Source organism: Chryseobacterium sp. II3a, from assembly GCF_057815135.1.
In genome coordinates, this window is sequence record NZ_JBYPZJ010000004.1 from 58,929 (window position 1) to 78,418 (window position 19,490).

At 35.3% G+C, this 19,490-nt stretch carries 17 protein-coding genes; 9 read left to right on the forward strand and 8 right to left on the reverse strand.

The window, feature by feature from the left end; genetic code table 11:
* Positions 1 to 12: 12 nt before the first annotated feature.
* On the reverse strand, positions 13 to 567 hold the full coding sequence (ruvC, locus tag AC3HD6_RS11550) for a crossover junction endodeoxyribonuclease RuvC (protein ID WP_488896478.1): 555 nt from the start codon (positions 565 to 567) through the stop codon (positions 13 to 15).
* A gap of 186 nt (positions 568 to 753) precedes the next feature.
* Here ruvC and AC3HD6_RS11555 point away from each other — a divergent pair, with 186 nt between their 5' ends.
* Together AC3HD6_RS11555 and AC3HD6_RS11560 are read left to right on the forward strand one after the other, a co-directional pair.
* Complete coding sequence (locus tag AC3HD6_RS11555) at positions 754 to 1,242, forward strand: hypothetical protein (RefSeq protein WP_488896479.1); 489 nt, start codon at positions 754 to 756, stop codon at positions 1,240 to 1,242.
* Positions 1,239 to 2,600: a T9SS type A sorting domain-containing protein gene (locus AC3HD6_RS11560; RefSeq protein ID WP_488896480.1), complete on the forward strand. Its 1,362-nt coding sequence runs from the start codon at positions 1,239 to 1,241 to the stop codon at positions 2,598 to 2,600. Before AC3HD6_RS11555 ends, AC3HD6_RS11560 begins: the two co-directional genes overlap by 4 nt.
* 25 nt (positions 2,601 to 2,625) lie before the next feature.
* On the opposite strand, the gene AC3HD6_RS11565 is transcribed toward AC3HD6_RS11560, so the two are convergent.
* Positions 2,626 to 3,156, reverse strand: a complete 531-nt coding sequence (locus AC3HD6_RS11565; RefSeq protein WP_068944959.1) for a 2'-5' RNA ligase family protein — start codon at positions 3,154 to 3,156, stop codon at positions 2,626 to 2,628.
* Positions 3,157 to 3,235: 79 nt separating this feature from the next.
* Between AC3HD6_RS11565 and AC3HD6_RS11570 the strand changes: the two genes are divergently transcribed.
* Both AC3HD6_RS11570 and AC3HD6_RS11575 read left to right on the forward strand, forming a co-directional pair.
* On the forward strand, positions 3,236 to 3,559 hold the full coding sequence (locus AC3HD6_RS11570; protein WP_488896481.1) for a PadR family transcriptional regulator: 324 nt from the start codon (positions 3,236 to 3,238) through the stop codon (positions 3,557 to 3,559).
* 102 nt (positions 3,560 to 3,661) lie between these two features.
* A complete protein-coding gene (locus AC3HD6_RS11575; RefSeq protein ID WP_488896482.1) occupies positions 3,662 to 4,282 on the forward strand; it encodes a hypothetical protein in 621 nt (206 codons plus the stop codon).
* Here AC3HD6_RS11575 and AC3HD6_RS11580 read toward each other — a convergent pair.
* Positions 4,266 to 5,372 (reverse strand): serine hydrolase domain-containing protein, encoded by a 1,107-nt coding sequence (locus AC3HD6_RS11580; RefSeq protein WP_488896483.1) that lies wholly within the window; start codon positions 5,370 to 5,372, stop codon positions 4,266 to 4,268. The two genes, AC3HD6_RS11575 and AC3HD6_RS11580, sit on opposite strands and share 17 nt — an antisense overlap.
* Positions 5,373 to 5,548: 176 nt before the next feature.
* Between AC3HD6_RS11580 and AC3HD6_RS11585 the strand changes: the two genes are divergently transcribed.
* Complete coding sequence (locus AC3HD6_RS11585; protein WP_488896484.1) at positions 5,549 to 6,958, forward strand: pyridoxal phosphate-dependent decarboxylase family protein; 1,410 nt, start codon at positions 5,549 to 5,551, stop codon at positions 6,956 to 6,958.
* A 167-nt stretch (positions 6,959 to 7,125) separates the two neighbouring features.
* On the opposite strand, the gene AC3HD6_RS11590 is transcribed toward AC3HD6_RS11585, so the two are convergent.
* Positions 7,126 to 7,836 (reverse strand): Dph6-related ATP pyrophosphatase, encoded by a 711-nt coding sequence (locus tag AC3HD6_RS11590; protein WP_488896485.1) that lies wholly within the window; start codon positions 7,834 to 7,836, stop codon positions 7,126 to 7,128.
* Positions 7,837 to 7,962: 126 nt separating this feature from the next.
* On the opposite strand from AC3HD6_RS11590, the gene AC3HD6_RS11595 reads away from it, so the two are divergent.
* The gene (locus AC3HD6_RS11595; protein WP_488896486.1) at positions 7,963 to 10,695 is read left to right on the forward strand and encodes a M16 family metallopeptidase; all 2,733 of its coding nucleotides are present in this window, start codon (positions 7,963 to 7,965) and stop codon (positions 10,693 to 10,695) included.
* Positions 10,696 to 10,828: 133 nt separating this feature from the next.
* Here the strand turns inward: AC3HD6_RS11595 and AC3HD6_RS11600 are convergent, their stop codons facing one another.
* The 3 genes from AC3HD6_RS11600 to AC3HD6_RS11610 form a co-directional block, all read right to left on the reverse strand.
* Entirely contained in the window at positions 10,829 to 11,863 is a 1,035-nt protein-coding gene (locus AC3HD6_RS11600) for a hypothetical protein (protein WP_488896487.1), read from the reverse strand.
* Between the two features lie 50 nt (positions 11,864 to 11,913).
* Positions 11,914 to 12,795, reverse strand: a complete 882-nt coding sequence (locus AC3HD6_RS11605; protein ID WP_488896488.1) for a hypothetical protein — start codon at positions 12,793 to 12,795, stop codon at positions 11,914 to 11,916.
* A gap of 92 nt (positions 12,796 to 12,887) precedes the next feature.
* The gene (locus AC3HD6_RS11610) at positions 12,888 to 16,235 is read right to left on the reverse strand and encodes a methylmalonyl-CoA mutase family protein (protein ID WP_488896489.1); all 3,348 of its coding nucleotides are present in this window, start codon (positions 16,233 to 16,235) and stop codon (positions 12,888 to 12,890) included.
* Positions 16,236 to 16,407: 172 nt separating this feature from the next.
* Here AC3HD6_RS11610 and AC3HD6_RS11615 point away from each other — a divergent pair, with 172 nt between their 5' ends.
* Positions 16,408 to 16,824 carry a hypothetical protein gene (locus tag AC3HD6_RS11615; protein ID WP_488896490.1) on the forward strand — a complete coding sequence of 139 codons (417 nt, stop codon included), beginning with the start codon at positions 16,408 to 16,410 and terminating at the stop codon, positions 16,822 to 16,824.
* A gap of 41 nt (positions 16,825 to 16,865) precedes the next feature.
* Here AC3HD6_RS11615 and AC3HD6_RS11620 read toward each other — a convergent pair whose 3' ends face one another.
* On the reverse strand, positions 16,866 to 17,990 hold the full coding sequence (locus AC3HD6_RS11620; protein ID WP_488896491.1) for a DUF3667 domain-containing protein: 1,125 nt from the start codon (positions 17,988 to 17,990) through the stop codon (positions 16,866 to 16,868).
* 490 nt (positions 17,991 to 18,480) lie between these two features.
* On the opposite strand from AC3HD6_RS11620, the gene rplM reads away from it, so the two are divergent.
* Both rplM and rpsI read left to right on the forward strand, forming a co-directional pair.
* Positions 18,481 to 18,936 (forward strand): 50S ribosomal protein L13, encoded by a 456-nt coding sequence (gene rplM, locus AC3HD6_RS11625; protein ID WP_027375420.1) that lies wholly within the window; start codon positions 18,481 to 18,483, stop codon positions 18,934 to 18,936.
* Between the two features lie 6 nt (positions 18,937 to 18,942).
* Positions 18,943 to 19,329 carry a 30S ribosomal protein S9 gene (rpsI, locus tag AC3HD6_RS11630; protein ID WP_007843277.1) on the forward strand — a complete coding sequence of 129 codons (387 nt, stop codon included), beginning with the start codon at positions 18,943 to 18,945 and terminating at the stop codon, positions 19,327 to 19,329.
* The last annotated feature ends 161 nt before the right edge of the window (positions 19,330 to 19,490 follow it).

A 19,490-nucleotide genomic window follows, 5' to 3' on the forward strand; every position in this document is an offset into this window, starting at 1 on the left:
AGGGAGTAAGTATTACTTCAGCCTATCCGGATTCTGCTTCAAAAAACTATCCCATCCAGAATAAGATTTGGTATCTGTAATCGTTCGGGAATTAAAATGATGACATACAGCAACAGCAAGACCATCAGAAGCATCTAAATATTTTGTTGGGAATTCCTTTAGCTTAAAAAGATTCTGAAGCATTCCCGCTACCTGCTCTTTGCTGGCATTCCCATTTCCGGTAATGGCCATTTTAATTTTTTTAGGAGAATATTCAGTGATGGGAATATTTCTATATAAGCTGGCTGCCATAGCAACCCCTTGAGCTCTTCCCAACTTAAGCATACTCTGTACGTTTTTTCCAAAGAACGGGGCTTCAAGTGCTACTTCGTCAGGATGATATTCGTCAATTAATGCTAATGTCTTTTCAAAAATATATTTTAGCTTGGTCTCATGGTTGGGATATTTTTTTAGAATCAATTCATGAAGGGCAATCATCTCCATTTTACCTTTTTTAACGGAAATAAGACCAAATCCCATCACGGTTGTTCCGGGATCAATACCTAAAATTATCTTCTCTGCAATCATTAGGGTCAAAGATAGGGCTTTCTCACGTTTTAAAGACTGGAAAAATATATTTTAAATATTCGATTATATTTAAAATTTTCATTTTTACATTGATTGTTTTGGTGATTTTTCTATGTTTTTTTATTTTTTTTCTGTTTTTGATTAAAATTAATTGAGGAGTTTATTAATTTTAAATAAAAATTGATTATGAAAAAATTATTCAATGGTCTAATCATTCTCACGCTTTTATTATGTAGTTTTCAAAAAGAAAGTGAGACAGAGTTATCCACTAATTCGTCTGTCACAACAGAAAATGACAGAATTATTTATCTGTTTTTTAAGGCAGATAAAGATCAATCAGGGATTGACAAAATCGTCCTCCAAAACAGCAGAATTTCAAATGGAAGATTAAAATACAGTGTTTCTTTTAAAAGAAATGAAGCTCAAAAAGGGGATTATATCATTACACTTGCAGAGTCGGGAGGAAGAGAAATAGCACAACAGCTTATAAAAAATCCGCTTAACCCTACATTAGAAGTTTACGAAAAAGAAGGAATTACAAGACAAAAAGCATCTCTTCAGAACGCAGAGTTCAGTGCAAGGTTTTCTTATTCTGAAAATATCCAACTTGTAAAAATTGAGAAAGTAACAGAATCAGGAGTTCAACTATTATTCACTCAAAAACTATCATTATGAAAAAAGTTTTATTCTCCCTTTTGATCAGCAGCAGTTGTTTTGCTCAGGTATTTGAAACCGTTCCTCTTTTACAAAACGGTGATAATAGTAAACGTGTGGTGATTGCTGTACTAGGAGATGGATTTACCACTGCTGAACAAGCTGCATTTACGACAGCAGCTACTACTACTATAAATTATCTTTTTACAAAAAGCCCCTATAATCAGTATAAAAATTACTTCAATGCCTATGCTGTTAAAGTTGTCTCCACAGAATCTGGAGTGAAACACCCGGGAACTGCTACAGATGTTATTGAGCCGGTAATTCCTGTGTCTAACCCCAACAACTATCTTGGCTCTTCATTTGATTTCGGGGTTCACAGATGTATCTACAGCAATACCACTAATAAAGTAGGACAGGTACTGGCTGCTAGTATTCCTGATTATGATATTACATACATATTAGGCAACTCCACAGAATACGGAGGATGTGGTGGCACTTATGCTTTTGCTTCTTTAGCGGCTGCATCCAATGAGATTGTAGTTCATGAATTAGGACACTCATTTGGGGAGTTAGCCGATGAATATTGGTTTGCAGGTTCACTTGAATCACCCAATAAGACCCAGAATTCTAATCCTGCTACAATAAAATGGAAAAACTGGATCGGGATAAATGGAATAGGAATCAATCCGTACACAGAGAGCCCAACATGGTTTAGACCTCATCAGAATTGCGAGATGAGATTTCTTGACAGAGAATTTTGTTCCGTGTGTAAAGAAACGATCATTGAAAAAATTCATTCATTAGTTTCTCCTGTGGATTCTTTTACACCAGCCAATACCTCTTCAGTAAATGCTTCAGCGGATGTTACCTTTACAGTGGATGAAATACTTCCTGTTCCTAATACTCTAGTCAATTCTTGGAAGCTGAACGGAACCACACTTACAGCCACGGGAAATACACTTACTCTGAGCCCTTCACAACTTAATGCGGGAAGTAATACATTACTCTTTTCTGTTGTAGATGACAATCCTCTTTTGAAAGTGGATAATCATAGCAGTATACATATTACGAATGTTTCTTGGACATTAATAAAATCTACCCTTGGACTTTCTGAAGTGAATGCGGAAGAAAGAAGATTCAGCATCTATCCGAACCCTACAACAGGTGAATTTTATATAAAAGGAAAAAAAGACTTCTCGAAAAATATGAATGTTGAAATATATGATGCTTCAGGAAAACGTATTCCTAATAAGTTTGAGCTAAGCGAACCCGCATCAATCAAAATTGATATTAAAAACTTTCCGACCGGAACTTATCTGATGAATATCATTGAAAATAAAAACATTATTATTTCCCAAAAGATTATAAAAGAATAAATTTAAGCTAGCAGAGATCGACTAACTAGTTGATCTCTGCTAGCTTTTTCTCTGCAATAGGAACCCAATTCCCATCATGGCGTAACAATAGAATTTTATTAACTAAAAATTTAGTTTTGTATTCTTGGTGCTCATATTTTTCCCAGGCTTTAAGATAATTTTCCCAGCTAAGATCCCTGTATCCTACAGTCATATGTGGGGTAAAAGAATATTTTGTAAAGTTAAACTGCTGTTTTACCCTATCGTGAAGATCTGTTAAAGAGAGATTGTCTTCAGGATGCACAAAAATCACCGGATTTTTGGGATTGGCAAAACTGCCGAAGCCATTCAATTCAATTTCAAAGGGTGAAAGGCTGGTGTTAATTTTTTGAAATGCAATGTGAATATCTTCTTCCAATTCCAGCTCTCTGGAGAAAGGAGGGAAAAGAGTAATATGGGCCTCATTTTTTAAGGCTTTGGAATTACCATAAGAAACTGCCATATCTCTTTTGAAAACCTTTATTTCTTCAATAATATCCTCAGGCGGATAGATGGCTATGAAGTACATTTTTTTCATAAAGCAAATTAAAAAAATTAAAATAAATCCTAATGCATAAGAAAATTATGCATAAATTTGCAATGTATTGTATGGCCACATGAAAAAAAATAGTCTTTATAAGGGAACTTTACAGAACATTATTTTGAAACTGCTTTCAAAAGAGGTTAAAATGTATGGTTATCAAATTACCCAAAGAGCAAAAGAGCTTACCCAGGGTGAACTTGAAATGACAGAAGGAGCACTTTATCCGCTACTGCATAAGCTGGAGGGTGATGGAATGATTACTTCGGAAATTCAGAAAATAAACGGAAGAGATCGTAAATATTATCTGCTTACCGAAAAAGGAAAGAAACAGCAGGCAGAGCAGGAGAATGAAATGAAAAGCTATCTGGTAAATCTTCAATCTATTTTCAGCATATGATAAATAGAGTTGGGGAAAGTAAAAATAAAGACTTTCTTATATCTCACGATCCTTCAGTGAAAATTTACTCAAAAAAAAATTAAAAACTAATAACCATTTTATATGATTACTCTTACACAGGAAAAACAAATACACCAGTATCTTTTGTCAAAGAATCTGAATCAGAAATTATTTATTGAGATTAAAGATCATTTTGTTCAACAAATTTCAGGCCTCATGGAAGAACAACAATTTAACTTTGATGAAGCTTTTCAGATTACGAGACAGAGTTGGAAACATGAGTTGGATCTTGTAAAAGCAGATATATTCTCATTTAGGAAGATTACAAAACTCGAAAAAGAAATGCTTCAAAAAAGATTCAAAAATATAATGTTATATGCTCTTGTTTTTGCGTTGATTCTTTTTAATTTCATATTTACGGTGAGTGTGCCGAATGTATTTATGTATTCTGAAATTACATTAATAAGTGCTATGATTTTACTTTTAGCCTATAATGCAATCTTCAGAAAAATGAGACTGTATCATTATGTACAACTGAGCTTTCATCCTTTGATTTTAAAGAATGCTCTAGTTGGTATTGTGCTTTTCACTTCCGCCTATTTTCTTTATGATGATCTGATAGTTATTGGAAGTGGAATGATAAAGATTTTCTTTTTATATGCTATGGCAGTAAAAATTCAACTCCTGTATGATAAGGCAAGAAAAATTAATGTCCTGATCTAAGCTGGGTAAGAGTATTTTCAAGATGATCTGTGATCTTCTTCACTTCAATATGTGGTTTAAAGACCAGGCCTTTCCCTTTTTCTTCATCTGCAATATTAGAAAGGATAATCACGGAAGTCTTCGTGTCAGGGTAGTAGATATTCAAGGAAGGGGAGCCTTTTACATATCCACTGTGAAAATAAGAATTCGGCTTGCCTATGTTGAGCATGATTCCATAGGCATAGCCCATTTTTCCAAAGATAGCATGTCTTCTTTCCGCACTTTTTGCCATGAAGAATTTAAGTGCTTCAGGTTTTAGAATTTTTCCACTATACAATGCATTATTCCATGTATGAAGATCCTGAATAGTAGAAAGAATTCCTCCGGCAGGTGTTCCGATTTCTTTACCACCTAGTCTTTTAGGCATGTTGGGAACTTCCTGAGACTTATTTGTATTTCCAAGGTAGGCTGACGCAAAATTAGAGCCTTTAAAAATATCTCCGGTTGAAGATTGGGTCATTCCTGCTTTTTTAAACAATTCCAACGCATTGTCATCGTATGATTTTCCAGATACTGTTTCTACGATTTTTCCAAGTGCATTAAATCCATCATTGGAATAGTAGAAATCTGTTCCGTTTTTAAACATCAGTTTCCCACCCATCAAATTCAATCCTGAAGTGTGGTTCAAAAGCTGATGAATCGTAATATTTTCATATTCTTTGATCTGGAATTCCTTTAAATACTTAGAAACTTTATCCGTCACATTTAATTTTCCATGTTCCATCTGAAGTAAAATCATAACGGCAGTGAACTGCTTGCTTACAGATCCGATGGCAAAGATGGTATTGCTGTCTATTGTAGCTTTTCTCTTAAAATCAGAATATCCGTTTTCTTTTCTGTAAAGAGGAAGGGAATCCTTGAAAACCGCAATACTTCCATTGAAATGATACTTTTTGAATACAGAATCAATCTGTTGTTCCAAAAGTGTTTTCTGAAAAGCAGTGATGGTAGAATCAATAATGGCTTTTTTATCAACGGGTGGTGGTGGAGTTTCTGTTTTACATGATAATAAAAAACAAAAGGGAAGAAGGAACAATAAATTTTTGATCACGGGTGTTTATTTTTTGAAATTAAAATTGATATTCTTAAAGATACTGAAATTTTTAAGAGCGTTGTAGGATGCAAAATGCGTGCTAAGAAAGGATATTTAACGTAATTAATCTACATTTAATGGTTCTTTGAAGACTATTCAATACATTTGAATAGATTATATACAATCCTTAAATCATGAAAGAGCATTTGAAAAATGATTCAGTGAACATAAGCCATCTATTGGACATTATAAAAAAGCAAAGTGCTGAATATCTGAACAGCCTTGCAGACAGACCTACATCTATTAATAGTCCTTTTGTATCAGAATCGGTAGGCCTTCCAGAATATGGCTACGGAACGGAAGAAGTCATAAAACTATTCAATAAAAGATTTGAACCTATTATGGTAGGGTCGGCTGGGCCGAGATATCTTGGATTTGTTACCGGAGGCGCTACTCCAGCTTCTGTGGCTGGTGATTGGCTTACTACCATTTATGACCAAAATACCCAATCCACAAAAGGGCAGGGAGATATTTCAGCAAATGTAGAAATGGAAACAATAAAGCTTATCCTGGAGCTACTGGAACTCCCTGATAGCTTTTTAGGTGGCTTTGTAACAGGAGCAACAATGTCTAATTTTACCTGTCTGGCAGTTGCCCGTCAATGGCTGGGAAAAGAAAAAGGAAGAGATTTTGCTAAAGAAGGAATTTCTGAAACCCTCAAAGTGCTTACGGCAACTCCCCACTCTTCATCTATAAAGTCTTTGTCTCTTTTAGGGATGGGCAGCAATAACATTATCAAAATTAAAACAGATGGGGATGATCGTGAAGCCATTTCTATTAAGGATCTGGAAGAACAAATTGTAGACCTAAATGGTGAACCGTTTATATTGATTTCCAGCGGAGGAACAGTAAATACTGTGGATTTTGATGATTTTATGCAAATAAAAAAATTAAAGGAAAAGTATAATTTCTGGTGGCATATTGATGCCGCATTTGGAGGTTTTGCAGCTTGTTCTGAACATTATAAACATCTTGTTGAAGGTTGGGAATATGCAGACAGTATTACCATAGATTGTCATAAATGGTTGAATGTGCCTTACGAAAGTGCTTTATTTATGGTAAAAGAACAATATAATATTTTGCAGGCAGAAACTTTTCAGAATTCAAATGCTCCCTATTTAGTTGATCCGTTGGCTGATTTCAATTATTTAAATTTTCTTCCTGAGAACTCAAGACGATTAAAGGCTCTTCCTGCCTGGTTTTCTATAATGGCCTATGGTAAACAAGGATATCGGGATATTGTAGAAAATAGTGTTTCACTGGCCAGAAATTTTGGAAGACTGGTTGAAAATAGTAATGATTTTAAACTTTTAGCTCCAGTACGCCTCAATACGGTTTGTTTTACCCTTAAAGATGATGAAAAACAGGATGAGGTAGGAAGATTTCTTGAAATGCTTAATCATACAGGAAAAGTTTTTATGACTCCCACTTTTTATAATCAGCATAAAGGCATCCGTGCAGCTTTTGTGAATTGGAAAACCACAGAAACAGATGTTCAGCTGATCTTTGATACCATGAACACTGTTATTACACAATTAAAATAGAAGTATATTTCGAAGGATGTATAATTAGCTTCATTTTGCATCATATTCTATGTTGCTATGTGGTAAAAAACAAGGTAATTTTTGTCAACAACATAGCAACATAGACTTATGAGTTCATATCAATTGTTTTATTCAAATATTCATTGCTCAAAAATATCATTTGTAGGTTATTTTGGAATCAGATCACAGAACCAGAAAACATAGTTTTCATCCTCATCCTCCGGATTAGTTTTCGGTTTAGGATACGTCTTTTTCACTGTTTCTCCAATTTCAAACTGAACCGGACTTTTAAAAATAGGTCCATCAAAAGTAAACGTATGGAATTCCCCATTTTCTCCACAAGGATCTACATTTTCAGGAAGATCATCAAGGAACTGCTGGTCAATAATTCTTCCCGCAAAGCTTTTATCAAGATAAGTACCATTTACACAGGTTACGATTGTTTTAAATCCCAATTTTAAAAATTCCCGGATGAGGTCTGAGGTATTTTGTTTCCAAAGAGGAAAGACAGCCTGTATTCCGATGGTATTTAATTGTTTTTCTCTGTATTGGCGAAGATCTTCGAGAAAAATATCTCCGAAAATGGAATAGGTAACACCTTGAGCTTGTATTTCAGCCATTGTGGTATTCATTATTTCCTGATATTCTTCCATGGAAGGTTCTTTTGGGAGTTCCATTTTAATAAGGGGAATACCCAGAAGAGAAGCTTGCTGCTCCAACAGAAGAACATGAACACCATGCATGGAAATCCTTTGAAACTCTTTATTAATGCTTGTTAATAGGGTACAGACTTCATACTGATCTTCCTGTAAAATTTTGTGAAGAGCCAATGCAGAATCTTTTCCGCTGCTCCAGTTAAATAAGGCTTTAGGCTTCATTACTCCAAATTTCTATTTCTCCTGCAATTTTATGACAAAATTTGTAACATTTTGGTGATTTATTGAGTCTAATTGTTATAATAGACTTGAAAATACTCAAAATTAAACAGATTTAAAACAAAACACATGAAAAATCTATTGGTTGGGACGGCTGTCCTATTTTTCACGGGAATCGCGACCCCACTATTTTCACAGAAAGCGGAAGCTCCAAAATTTGTAAACAATACAGAGGGAGTAAAAGAATATACCCTGGGTAACGGGATGAAAGTTCTTTTGATTCCGGATCCTTCCCAAAGTAATATGGTGGTAAACATTATTTACAATGTAGGTTCTAAGCACGAAGGCTATGGAGAAAAGGGAATGGCTCATTTACTGGAGCATATGTTATTTAAGAGCACTAAGAAATTAGGGGATATTAAAAAACAATTATCAGATAAAGGAGGCGATGCCAATGGGACAACCTGGTATGACAGAACAAATTATTACGAAATTTTTCCTTCCAGTGATGAGAACCTGAAATGGGCCTTAGAAATGGAAGCTGACAGAATGGTGAATGCAACGATTCTTCAATCTGATTTGGATAAAGAGTTCTCTGTAGTAAGAAACGAATTTGAGATCGGTGAAAATAATCCTGGTTCCGTTTTAATGGAGCGTATTGTATCCACTGCTTATTTGTGGCACAACTATGGAAACAGTACCATTGGAAGCAAAGAAGATATTGAAAGAGTAAAAGCACCAACGCTTAGAAAATTCTATGAAAAACATTATCAGCCAGACAATGCTACTCTTGTTGTAGCAGGTAAATTTGATGAAAAACAGGCTTTAAATTATATTTCTCAATACTTCTCGGTGATTCCAAGACCTTCAAGAGTTTTAGATCAGACCTATACTGTTGAGCCGGCTCAGGATGGAGAACGTTTTGTAGAGTTGAAGCGTTCAGGCGACAGTAAAATCGTTGGGGCATTGTATCATACAGCGCCTTATGCAGATAAAGATTATGCTGCACTAGATGCGTTATCGGAGATTTTAACCGCAGATCCTTCAGGATACTTATATAAAGCCATGATTGATTCGCATAAAGCAGCTTCTGTTTATTCTTACCAGCCAACGGTAAGAGATGCGGCATTTATGTATTTCGGTTTGGAAGTTCCTGCAGATAAAGATGTGAAAGCTGTAGAGGGCGAGTTCAGAGCAGAGCTGGATAAAGTTTCAACCATTAAATATACGGAGCAGGATGTTGCAAGAGCAAAAGCTAAAATTTTAAAGCAAATTGAGAACACAAAAAATAACACAATCAATTTTGCGATTGGGCTTACTGAGATTGTAGGTGCCGGAAGTTATAAATTAGGAATGTTATATCGTGATAACGTTGAAAAACTGACTTTAGCCGATATCCAAAGAGTTGCTGATAAATATTTTAAAACCAATAACCGAACAGTAGGAGTATTTGTACCTGCTAAAGATGAGATACGAGTTAAAAATATAGAATATTCTGATGACCAGATTGCTGCTCTAACGAAAGATTACAAAGGAAAAGCTTTAGAAAAAGAAGTCGCTCCTTTTGAAGCGAGCATTAAAAACCTAAAAGCCAATCTTTCTGAAGGAAAATTAAGCAACGGAATGAAGTATGGAGTTATTAAGAAAGAAATTAAAGGTGGAAAAGTATTGGGAAGCTTCCGCTTTCCTGTAAGTAATGCCAAAGACTTAAGCGGAAAATCCCAAATAGGAGCTTTGATGGCCCAAGTGATGAAAACGGGAACTAAGACTCACACCAAAGAGCAGATTCAGGATATGCTGGATCAATGGAAATCTTCCATCAGCTTCTCATTCAAAGGGCAGACATTATCTGCTAATGTAAGTACATACAAAGAGCATTTACCGAAAGTAATGGATCTTATGAAAGAAATTCTTACAGAATCTAACTTCCCTGAAGCAGAATTAGCTAAAACCGTCAATGAATACAATACCTATCTGGAAGGATCTTTAAATGATCCACAGGCATTGGCATTTACAGAGATTGGAAAAGTTACAGAAAACTATCCTAAAGAAAGTATCTATTATACTCCATCTTTCAAAGAACAGATTGAAGCCAATAAAACAATCAAAAGACAGGAGCTTGTAGACTTTTACAATAAGATTATAGGAAGTAATAATGGAGTAGGAACCATGATTGGAGATATTGATTCTAAAACAGGATCCTCATTAATGGAAAATACATTCGGGAAATGGAACTCCAAATCTAACTATGAACAAATCAAACCTGAGCTTTTTGCTACGAAAAAAGAAGATAAAATCTATTTAACTCCGGATAAAGAAAACGGAGCTGCTGTTGGAAAGATTAGTTTTTCTATGAATAGACAGAGTGCTGATTATCCGGCACTGTTGATTGCTAATGAAATGTTGGGTAGTGGAGGATTCATGACAGCAAGAATCCCTATGAGACTGCGTGAAAAAGAAGGAATCAGTTATGGAGCAGGTTCATATATGGGTATTCCGACAGATAATGATGTAGCATCATGGGGTTGGTATGCATTCTTTAATCCAACTAAAAAAGATGCTGTAAACAAAGCCTTAAAAGAAGAGGTGAATAAAGCGGTGAAAGAAGGATTTACTGAGGAAGAATTTAAGTCTAACTTAACTTCATGGCTGACTTCAAGAAAAACAAGCTTAGGAAATGATAGTACCCTGATGGGGCTTGTCAACTCTCAGCTTCAATATGGGATTCCTTTGGAGGATTATGATACATTGGAAGCGAAAGTTTCAGCCTTAAAGGTAGGTCAGGTAAACGATGTTCTTAAAAAATATATCAGTGAAGATAAGCTGACTTCTGTTTTTGCAGGGGATTTTAATAAGAAATAATTTCAGGCACTTATAAAGAAAAACCGCAGAATCCTCTGCGGTTTTGTTTTTTTAATATCTTTGATAATGACGGCCAGTAATGATATGACAAAAATAACTTCCATTATCCTTCTTTAAGCTTCCAGCATTTTACTTAATATCTTTTATTTTCAATTTCTTTGATGGGGATAAAGTCACCATTGAAATAATCAATTTTCATTTCAAAAGGGGCAATAGGAGTGCTGGTGAAGGAAACTCCTACACTTCCATAAGAGAATGAAGGCAGAATGTTTAAATTAGGTGAATTTGGATTTAACTTTATCTTTCCGGCAAAATAATAATCGTTGTCTTTCTTCTCAGCTTTTGTAAACAGGTTTTCTACAGAAAGATAGGGATAAAGCTCACCTTTGTATATGATTGCATAGATATTGTCTTTTTTAATCTCTTTTTCTTTGCCATCCACTGTTTCATAGATTCTTACTATTTTCGGAGCATTACCATAGAATTTTACATGGGTAATTTCTTTACTCGGCAGCTGATTTCTTAAAGCCTGATAATCATTATATACTCCATCTTTCAATGCAGAAGAGTTGAAAATACTGATAGATTCTTTAGCAACATCCTCAAAGTCTTTAATTTGCTGATAGGTGTAATGATGGCTGGTTAATGGTTTTTTAGAGGCATTTACAGCAATGAGATCAACCAAGAATTCGCTGCCTTTCTGAAGCATTTCTTTGGTAACATCGGACTTTGCCTTATGGTCAATCACATGGTTAATCTGATCCATTAAAGAATAAGTGCCATCCTCATTTTTTGAAAATAAAAATGCCTGAAAATAACAATAGCCATGAATGGTGACTTCAGAAAAATAAAGCTGCCTAAGATATACAACTAAAGTTCCGTTTTCTGCATTCTCTCCATTGAGACTGTTTAAAACATTTTGAAACTGATCAGAAAGAGGCTGGGCGGCAAACAAATTGGCAGGATTATTTAAAAGTCCGGTTCGGACAGTTCCTAATGAAGTAGTATCCATTCTTCGGTCAAGAAGTATAATGGTTTTATAATAACTTTTATCTAGCTTCTTGGTGGGAAGGCTGATGGTAAATTCTTCAGGTTTCTTTTGTGCCATTATTGATGTTGTAAAACAGAAAACAGCTAAAAGTAGAAGTCTTTTGAAATAGTTTTTCATAATTATTGTCTTTTGTGATGGTTTGGTTGGAAAAAAAATAATGCCCAAGTTTATTTTCGATAGGCTGCAATAGCACCATTTTCAAAATAATAATCGGAACCAAACAGTTCTTCTGCGTAGATTTCAGGTAGAAAATAGGAGTCAATCTTATGTTCTTGCTGGTATTGTTCAAACTCTTTTTTAGTGATTTCCTCACCATCCAAGAAATAAATGTAGTCTTTATTTTTAGGATTATAAGGCCATTTTTTAGCCTGTTCCAGATTGAGATTCAGTGTACCATCTTCCTTAAAGTGTTTCCTATTGACCAAAAGAAAATATTTGTTGTCGTTCAGAACTCCATTTTGAGAATCTATTCCTTCAAAAACGAATATATTGCTCATTCTGACATTATCTTCAGGAATATTGATCTGATTTTTTGAAAAAGAGTTGGACCTGAACCTTTTAAAAGGAGTAAGAATGGTAATAAACTGATAGTCGATGAGGTTTCCTGTATTTCCTGAAGGCTTTACGTTCAAATTTTTGGTGATAACTGGTTCAGGATACTCAAATCCCTCATCATTGGGCCTGTGGGTAACCATAATCATCCCTTGGATTTCTGCAACCCCCAAGGTATCTATATATTTTTTTTGTGCGTTAAGGTTTGAAGTAAATAAAATAGATAGAAAGATTCCTCCGGCTATTTTTCTAAAAGGCAGCTGAAAAAAATTGTATTGGGTTACTGATTTTTCTTCGGGAATATATAATCGATGGGGTTGGATCCTTCCACAAACAGACGTATTGGATTGTAATAAAGATTTAATCTCATCATCTGTTTTATCTGAGAGATCATATACTTTCTTTGCACAAAGATCACAAAAGCTTCCACCGGAAATTTCCTGCATATCTTCCCGGGCAACAGAGCAGGGTTCTTTAATTTGAAAATCCTTTTTCATGAGTGTTAGTTTTGTTAGATTAAAAGTACAAAAAAACCTCAAAGAAAATTCCTTGAGGTTTTTATTTATAGTTTTTGTAATCAATGATTTATTTACATATTTCTTCTGTACTTACCACCCACTTCAAATAACGCATTGGTGATTTGTCCTAAAGAACAGAACTTAACCGCATCAATCATTACTTCAAATAAGTTCTGCTGGTTAATTGCTGCGTGCTGTAGTTTTCTCAATGCTTCTTCAGATTTTTCTTCATTAGCTTTCTGGAAGTTGTGAAGGGATTCAATCTGTGCCTGCTTTTCCTCTTCAGTAGAACGGATAACCTCGCCTGGAAGTACTGTTGGAGAACCATCTTTTCCAAGGAAAGTATTCACCCCGATAATTGGATATTCTCCGGTGTGTTTCAACCATTCGTAATGCATAGATTCTTCCTGAATTTTAGAACGCTGGTACATGGTTTCCATAGCTCCCAATACACCGCCTCTTTCAGTAATTCTGTCGAATTCTGCATAAACAGCTTCTTCTACAAGATCAGTCAGTTCTTCAATAATGAAAGATCCCTGAAGTGGATTTTCGTTTTTAGCAAGACCTAATTCTTTATTGATAATCAGCTGAATCGCCATTGCTCTTCTTACAGATTGTTCTGTAGGAGTCGTAATCGCTTCATCGTAAGCATTCGTGTGAAGTGAATTACAGTTATCATAGATGGCATAAAGAGCCTGTAACGTGGTTCTGATATCGTTGAAATCAATTTCCTGTGCGTGAAGAGAACGTCCTGAAGTCTGAATGTGGTATTTCAACATCTGGCTTCTTTCGTCAGCACCATATTTAAGTTTCATTGCTTTTGCCCAGATTCTTCTTGCTACACGCCCGATCACTGAATATTCAGGGTCGATACCATTAGAGAAGAAGAATGACAAGTTTGGAGCAAAATCATTGATATCCATTCCTCTAGACAAATAGTATTCCACATAAGTGAAACCATTTGCCAATGTGAATGCCAGCTGAGAAACAGGGTTGGCTCCTGCTTCAGCAATGTGATAGCCTGAAATAGAAACAGAGTAGAAGTTTCTTACTTTTTCCTTGATGAAGTATTCCTGAACATCACCCATTAATCTTAGGGCAAATTCAGTAGAGAAGATACAGGTATTCTGAGCCTGATCCTCTTTTAAAATATCAGCCTGAACAGTACCGCGAACCGTAGCAATGGTTTTGGCTTTAATTTCAGCATATACATCGGCAGGGATAATTTCATCACCTGTTAATCCTAACAGCTGTAATCCCAATCCGTTATTGGATGGAGGAAGTTCACCTTTATATTTTGGTCTTTCTAACCCTTTATCATCGAATTTTTCTTTAAGTTTAGCTTCAACTTTAGATTCTAGTCCATTTTCTTTAATGTATTTTTCTACATTCTGGTCAATGGCAGCGTTCATGAAGAAAGCTAATAACATCGGTGCAGGTCCATTGATCGTCATGGAAACAGAAGTCAATGCATTCACTAAATCAAATCCTGAATATAGTTTCTTAGCGTCATCCAAAGTAGCGATAGAAACTCCGGCATTACCAATTTTTCCGTAGATATCCGGTGGTAAGGCAGGATCCTGCCCATATAATGTTACTGAGTCAAATGCTGTAGACAGACGTTTTGCAGGCATTTCAGCAGATACATAATGGAATCTTCTGTTGGTTCTTTCCGGGCCGCCTTCTCCTGCAAACATCCTTGTTGGATCTTCACCTGTTCTCTTGAAAGGATAAATTCCGGCAGTATATGGGAAGCTTCCTGGTAGGTTTTCCTGTCCTTTCCATTGGATCAGATCACCCCAGTCGTTATATTTTGGTAAAGCAATTTTCGGTATTCTTAAATGAGATAGAGATTCCGTAGAAGTTTCTACCTTAATCTCTTTTCCTCTTACAAAATAGGAGTAAAACTCTGCATGGAAAGCTTTTTTAGTATCATCCCATGTTTTCAGAAAGTCAATATTTTCCTGTTGAAGTTCCTTTTCTGCTTTTTGATATTCAGTTTCTAAAGCTTCATTGGAAATAATATTTTTTACCCCTTCAATATGATACATTTTTCTGGCAAGTTCAGCCTGTTTTTCAACATTAGCATCATATTGTTTATTGTTTTCAACAATTTCAGAAAGGTAGCGAACTCTTTTTGGTGGAATAATGGTTACTTCATCTGTAATTTCCTGCTCCACAAAAGTGTTAAGGCCTAGATCTGTAAACTTCTCATTTACTTTTGAAACTAATCTGTTGTAAAGTTCTGTTGTCCCGTGGTCATTGAACTGGGATGCCTTTGTAGCATAAACAGGCATTTCTTCCAATGGACTTTCCCATAAAAGGTGGTTTCTCTGGAACTGTTTTCTTACTGCCTGAAGCGCATCAAGAGCTCCACGTTTGTCAGATTTGTTTAAAGCAACCAGGTCAGCATAATCTAACATGTCGATTTTTTCCAGCTGAGTAGAAGCTCCATATTCAGGAGTCATTACATACATTGAGACATCTGCAAAGTCAGAAACCTCTGATCCAGACTGGCCAATCCCTGAAGTTTCAAGAATGATCACATCCGGATGAGCCAATTTCAATACATTTAATGCAGAATGAATGAAAGGGGAAACTGAAACATTGTTTTCTCTCGTTGCCATTGAACGCATATAAACTCTTGGATCATTGATGGCGTTCATACGGATTCTGTCTCCAAGAAGCGCACCTCCTGTTTTCTTTTTAGAAGGATCAATAGAAATGATTGCTATTTTTTTATCAGTGTTGGAACGCAGGAAACGTCTTACCAATTCATCCGTTAAAGATGATTTTCCGGCTCCTCCGGTTCCTGTAATTCCTATAATCGGAATATTTAAATCTTTTGATTTTTCATCAATAGCCTTTACCAATTCAGGTTTTTCTTCTGAAAAGTTTTCCACTGCAGAGATAATTCTGGCAATGCTTGTAGAATTTTCAAAACTGATGGCATCCAGATCATCCGCGGTTACATCTTTTCCTGTTGCAAAATCCGAACGGTGTACCAAATCATCAATCATTCCCTGAAGGCCGAGTTCACGGCCATCATCCGGAGAATAAATTCTATCAATCCCGTAAGACATCAGATCTTTAATCTCTTCCGGGAGGATAACACCACCGCCGCCACCGAAAATTTTGATCTGTGGTGAGTTTTTTTCTCTTAAGAGGTCATAAATATATTTGAAATATTCATTGTGACCACCCTGATATGAAGTTAATGCAATCGCATTGGCATCTTCCTGGATCGCTGTGTTTACAACTTCCTCTGCTGATTTGTCATGTCCTAAGTGAATCACTTCGCATCCAGTTCCCTGAATAACACGACGCATAATATTGATCGCAGCATCATGTCCGTCAAATAATGACGCAGCTGTTACGATTCTTACCTTGTTGGTTGGAGTATATTTTTGGGTTTCCATAAAAATTCTAGAAAGTTTCTAAGTTTTCAAATATAATAATAAAAAAAGAACCTTGTGTTTGATTTTATTGTGTTGATTATCATTTGTTTGAGTTGTCTTATTTAATAAAATAGCTCCTGTTTTAGGTTTGAGAATTTAAAAGTCTTAAGGTTCGGTAGTTACAGAATTAAAAATGACTCGTCAATTTTATTTGGAAATTGATATATCCTTAGTTTCTCAAATTAAAATCTCTACTTTTGCACCATATTTTACAGACATGCAAAAAGCTTTGATATATTTCGTATTAGGAACAGTAGTGAGTTTCCTTATTAATTATTTCCTTTTAAGTTCAGAGAATATCGGCCTGGAATTGTATTATGCAGTTGCTTTTGGTGCTGCCTGGGGTGTTGCTTACTATCTGGATACTCCAGATATTACATTACCTAAAAAATTAGGCTTGTCCTTTGTGGTAATGGCTATTCTTGTTCTGATAGGAACTTTGATTTTTAAGCTTGAACTGGCGATTCCATCCATTCTGAAATTTTCAATGGTGTTTGTGGCCTATTATGTAATAGCAAGTTTCAGGGCAACGAAGTCATTAAGAAAATAAATAAAAAAAGAGGCTGTCTAATCGGACAGCCTCTTTTTTATTTAGTGGAGCATCAGGAAACTTACTAACGCTAATCCGGTTGCTAAGAATATGAATGCAATCAGATTGAGGAAGAATATAATACCGCCAATCAGAACGCTTACAATACCATGTGATTTGTAGACACGGCGATGGGCAATGAAAAAATAAATCAATCCGTATGTTGAAATTGCAAATATAAAAAGTGAGATTAGAAAAGGGAAAAATGTATATCCTGCTAATAAGTCTGCTGCTTTAATGAACAGAGCTAATAGCAAAATACTCACAAGTAAAAATGAAAAATAGTGCAATGTAAAAATCCCATGATCAAAATACCACCATTTTTTCTTGCTGTGGAATATCCACAAAAAGAATGCAAAAATGGGAAGATAAATGAATAAGGCTTTGGGAAGATTGTGGAAAGAAGTTTCTACCAAATTTCTCAGAATATCTCCTTTTTTAACTCCTTCTTCTTTCAGACTAAAAAACTTACGGGCAAACGGATCATTGATAAAACTGAAAAGGTTTTTTTTATCAGCAGTTCCTTTATCATATTCTTCCTGAGTTTTGTATCCCAAAAAACCTGAATCATCAGATATTTTATTATCAGTATCCATTGTACTTATAAGACCTTCTTGAAAACTTCCTTTCTTCAGGGAATCTTGAATAAAAGACTGTGCTTTATTGAGTTCAGCTATTTTTGCAGAGTCTTTTATCTGTAGTTTTTCTGCTTCAATGTCGTTAACAATGTTCTGTACAACTGGGTTTTTGGATGTGTTATTCTGCGCAACATCGTGTTTCTTTTTTTCAGTATGCCCATAATTGATTTTGAAAGGAGGAAACAGAGCAAATAGGAAGAATGTAATAAAACTGACAAAAATATAGAGTTTTACAGGGGGTACAAATTTCTGTCTCTTACCTTCAAGATAGGTGTTTGTTAGCTTACCTGGTTTAAATAATAGATTTTTTACAGTTCCCCAGAACTGGCCGTCATAATGAGTGAAATCTTCAATAAAATGGGTAAAAAGAAAATAGAAGGGTTGTCTGCGCTCAGTATTTTCCTGTCCGCAATGAGGGCAGAATCTTTCTTCTACTTGATGCCCGCAGTTCAGGCAGGTTTTATCTTCTCGGATCTTTCCGTGGCTCATGGTACTTGTTTGTGTGACAAAGATAATTATTTCAGAAAATAACCAATAATATCAATAAACTTTTAATAAAATCTTTAAGAAAAATTAAAATAGAATCCATAATGCTTCTTAGATAAGGAAGGTGGAATCATGAATGAATTATTTTGGAGGGTACAAGTGAATAATTAGATTGAATAAGAACCTATTGTAACTTAAAAAATAAAAAGATAATCTGTGAATGAAGAAAAAGGCAATAAAGAAAGAGTTGAGGGAAAAAACTCTTACTTTATCATAATTTGTGTTTTTAGAACCTTCTAAACGTTTTTTTCATCGCCACAACATTTTACAAGTTTTATGCCAAAAATATAAATAGTGTTAAAATCTATTGTTAGTGGGCTGAATAGCAGATGTTATATAGATTAAATGAAATATGTTTTTGGGTTACAAAAATAATTTGTACCTTTGCACACCCTTTTAGGGGTAAATTATGTTTAATCTTTAACTAAAACGTGTGAATACATTAAGTTACAAAACTGTTTCAGCGAACAAAGCTACTGCTAATAAAGAATGGGTTGTGGTAGACGCTGAAGGACAGCCGTTAGGAAGACTAGCTTCTACGGTTGCAAAGATTTTGAGAGGTAAGCACAAAACGAACTTTACACCTCACGTAGATTGTGGTGATAACGTGATCGTTTTGAATGCTGGGAAAATTACACTTTCCGGAAACAAGTGGGCTGATAAGACTTATATCTGGCATACAGGATATCCTGGTGGACAGAAGTCTATGACTGCGGCTGAACTTCAAAAGAAAGATTCTTTAAAGGTATTAGAGAAATCTGTAAAAGGTATGTTACCTAAAAACAGATTAGGTGCTGCTATCCTTAAGAACCTTTATTTATATGAAGGAACTGAGCACAAACATGAAGCTCAACAGCCTAAAACAATTAATGTTAACGAATTTAAATAATTAATTATGTCTATAGTTCACAAAATCGGAAGAAGAAAAACTTCTGTAGCTAGAGTTTATGTAAAACCAGGTTCTGGAAACATTACAGTAAACGGTAAAGATGCTAAAGAATATTTCTCTACAGACGTGATGGTTTACAAATTAAACCAACCGTTCATCCTTTCTGAGACTGTTGGTCAGTATGACGTTACCGTAAACGTATTCGGTGGTGGTAATACAGGTCAGGCAGAAGCTATCAGATTAGGTATTTCTAGAGCTTTATGCGAAATCAACGCTGAGTTCAGATTAGCATTAAAGCCAGCTGGTTTACTTACAAGAGACGCAAGAATGGTGGAAAGAAAGAAGCCAGGTCAGAAAAAAGCAAGAAAGAGATTCCAATTCTCAAAACGTTAAGATTTCTTGTTGGCGAATGGCTATTGGCTATTGGCTGCAGAAATGTACTACATTTTATTTAAACTTAATCTCGGCGAAAAGCCTATTGCCAAAAGCGAAAAGCCAAACGCCCATTGCCCGTTACGTTTAGCATCCAAACGCTTCTCCCATCTAAAGAAGTT

Excerpts from the sequence above, each read along its gene's own strand:
- ruvC (WP_488896478.1), bottom strand. The coding sequence starts at position 567 with ATGATTGCAGAGAAGATAATTTTAGGTATTGATCCCGGAACAACCGTG.
- AC3HD6_RS11555 (WP_488896479.1), top strand. The coding sequence starts at position 754 with ATGAAAAAATTATTCAATGGTCTAATCATTCTCACGCTTTTATTATGT.
- AC3HD6_RS11560 (WP_488896480.1), top strand. The coding sequence starts at position 1,239 with ATGAAAAAAGTTTTATTCTCCCTTTTGATCAGCAGCAGTTGTTTTGCT.
- AC3HD6_RS11565 (WP_068944959.1), bottom strand. The coding sequence starts at position 3,156 with ATGAAAAAAATGTACTTCATAGCCATCTATCCGCCTGAGGATATTATT.
- AC3HD6_RS11570 (WP_488896481.1), top strand. The coding sequence starts at position 3,236 with ATGAAAAAAAATAGTCTTTATAAGGGAACTTTACAGAACATTATTTTG.
- AC3HD6_RS11575 (WP_488896482.1), top strand. The coding sequence starts at position 3,662 with ATGATTACTCTTACACAGGAAAAACAAATACACCAGTATCTTTTGTCA.
- AC3HD6_RS11585 (WP_488896484.1), top strand. The coding sequence starts at position 5,549 with ATGAAAGAGCATTTGAAAAATGATTCAGTGAACATAAGCCATCTATTG.
- AC3HD6_RS11590 (WP_488896485.1), bottom strand. The coding sequence starts at position 7,836 with ATGAAGCCTAAAGCCTTATTTAACTGGAGCAGCGGAAAAGATTCTGCA.
- AC3HD6_RS11595 (WP_488896486.1), top strand. The coding sequence starts at position 7,963 with ATGAAAAATCTATTGGTTGGGACGGCTGTCCTATTTTTCACGGGAATC.
- AC3HD6_RS11600 (WP_488896487.1), bottom strand. The coding sequence starts at position 11,863 with ATGAAAAACTATTTCAAAAGACTTCTACTTTTAGCTGTTTTCTGTTTT.
- AC3HD6_RS11605 (WP_488896488.1), bottom strand. The coding sequence starts at position 12,795 with ATGAAAAAGGATTTTCAAATTAAAGAACCCTGCTCTGTTGCCCGGGAA.
- AC3HD6_RS11610 (WP_488896489.1), bottom strand. The coding sequence starts at position 16,235 with ATGGAAACCCAAAAATATACTCCAACCAACAAGGTAAGAATCGTAACA.
- AC3HD6_RS11615 (WP_488896490.1), top strand. The coding sequence starts at position 16,408 with ATGACTCGTCAATTTTATTTGGAAATTGATATATCCTTAGTTTCTCAA.
- AC3HD6_RS11620 (WP_488896491.1), bottom strand. The coding sequence starts at position 17,990 with ATGAGCCACGGAAAGATCCGAGAAGATAAAACCTGCCTGAACTGCGGG.
- rpsI (WP_007843277.1), top strand. The coding sequence starts at position 18,943 with ATGTCTATAGTTCACAAAATCGGAAGAAGAAAAACTTCTGTAGCTAGA.